The 1,525-nt window shown below is 62.3% G+C and carries 4 protein-coding genes; all 4 read left to right on the top strand.

The features are described 5' to 3' along the window. A partial coding sequence (gene asnB / locus GY725_24955) for an asparagine synthase B (protein MCP4007445.1) occupies positions 1-171 on the top strand: 171 nt, incomplete at its 5' end. After that, positions 168-695 carry a hypothetical protein gene (locus GY725_24950; protein ID MCP4007444.1) on the top strand — a complete coding sequence of 176 codons (528 nt, stop codon included), beginning with the start codon at positions 168-170 and terminating at the stop codon, positions 693-695. The genes asnB and GY725_24950, both read left to right, overlap by 4 nt. Next, complete coding sequence (locus tag GY725_24945; GenBank protein MCP4007443.1) at positions 692-1,120, top strand: HNH endonuclease; 429 nt, start codon at positions 692-694, stop codon at positions 1,118-1,120. Before GY725_24950 ends, GY725_24945 begins: the two co-directional genes overlap by 4 nt. Positions 1,121-1,344: 224 nt before the next feature. Beyond that, positions 1,345-1,525 (top strand): hypothetical protein (locus GY725_24940; protein ID MCP4007442.1); only part of this gene is annotated, 181 nt, incomplete at its 3' end.

Genomic DNA, 1,525 nt, shown 5'->3' with positions numbered 1-1,525 from the left:
CGCTCGATCTTCGAATCCCACTTCCCCGGCGACCACACCGTCGCCATGGTGCCCGAAGGCCCGTCGATCGCCTGCTCCACCCCCACCGCCATCGCCTGGGACGCCTCCTTCGCCGGGCGGGCAGATCCGTCGGGGCGGGCGGTGACGGGGGTGCATCAGGACAGCTATTGAGACACGCGCTCGCGCGTCCATCCATTACAGGCAAGCCCTGCGTCCCTGATAGGATCGACGCCACCATGAGGCTCACAAGCCTCAGAGACCACAAGGAGAGACGAAGCGCGATGTCATCTCAAGCCGTCACACTGAATCTGCCCGGCTCCGTCTTCGCTCGGTACAAGCGGCTTGCGGAGCGAACTCATCGTACGGTGGAGGCCGAGCTTGTGGACGTGGTCTCCACCGCCCATCCCGAAGACGAGACCTTGCCACCAGACCTGGAGGCAGCGGTGACGGAGCTCGAGACCGAGGACGACGAAGAGCTCTGGCGAGCTGCCAGGAACCGGCTCTCCGTCGAAACCACCGAGAGACTCGAAGCGCTTCACTTCAAGCAGCGCGACAGAGGATTGTCCGACGAGGAGAGGAGCACCTTGGCCCGCCTCCTTCGCAACTACGAACGGAACATGCTGGTTCGCGCCCGAGCAGCGGCCCTGCTCAAGGAGCGTGGTCATGACGTGTCGGTGATACTCACCGAAACATGACATCCTCCTACGTTCCCAAAGCTCTCCGCCAACGCATCTCCGAACAGGCCCGCGATCGCTGCGGCTACTGCCTGAGCCAGGAAGCGATCGTAGGCGCTCCGATGGAGATAGAACACATTTTCCCCAAGTCTCTTGGAGGGCTCACAGCGGAAGAGAATCTTTGGCTGGCCTGCTCATTTTGTAATGAATACAAGGGAGATCGCTACACTGCCGAAGATCCGGAAAGCGGACGCATCGTCCTGCTGTTCAATCCACGACACGATGCCTGGAACGAGCATTTCGCCTGGGTAGACGCCGGAGCTCGAATACTCGGCAAGACCCCGATCGGACGGGCGACGGTGAATACCCTACGACTCAATCGGCGGCCTCTCGTCAGGTCGAGACGATACTGGGTGAGCGCCGGCTGGCATCCTCCCAGTGATTGAGCGCTGACTCAAGGACCACGCCTACGCCTCGATCATCTTGCACTGGAGTCTTCTGCCCAGCGCACGCACTGCTCGATCGTGAGCAGGTGACGGAAGGGTGGCAACCTGGTACGTCCGATTCCGTAAAGGTCCGTATCGCGCTGCACGCCCCCGGCGCACCACAATTCCGTTTGCGCGCCTCCGGCGCGACCTGAAGACTGGAACCTATGAGAAGGAGACGACCCTTGAACAGCCTACCTCTGCCGCGCCATCAGCGCGCCCTACGCTGGTGCTTCCTCTGCCTGCTGCTCGGCAGCGCTCTGACCAGCGGTGGCGAGCCCATCGTCATCGGCGAGACGACGACGATCACCTCGCAGGTCCTGGGCGAAGAGCGGATCCTGATGATCCATCTGCCCGCGGGCTATG

Source organism: bacterium (assembly GCA_024226335.1).
Lineage (GTDB): Bacteria > Myxococcota_A > UBA9160 > SZUA-336 > SZUA-336 > JAAELY01.
Note: the sequence above shows the minus strand (reverse complement) of the source record. Positions and strands in the feature narration are given on the sequence as shown.

Coding starts and splice junctions, on each gene's coding strand:
- GY725_24945 (MCP4007443.1), top strand. CDS start 692: ATGACATCCTCCTACGTTCCCAAAGCTCTCCGCCAACGCATCTCCGAA.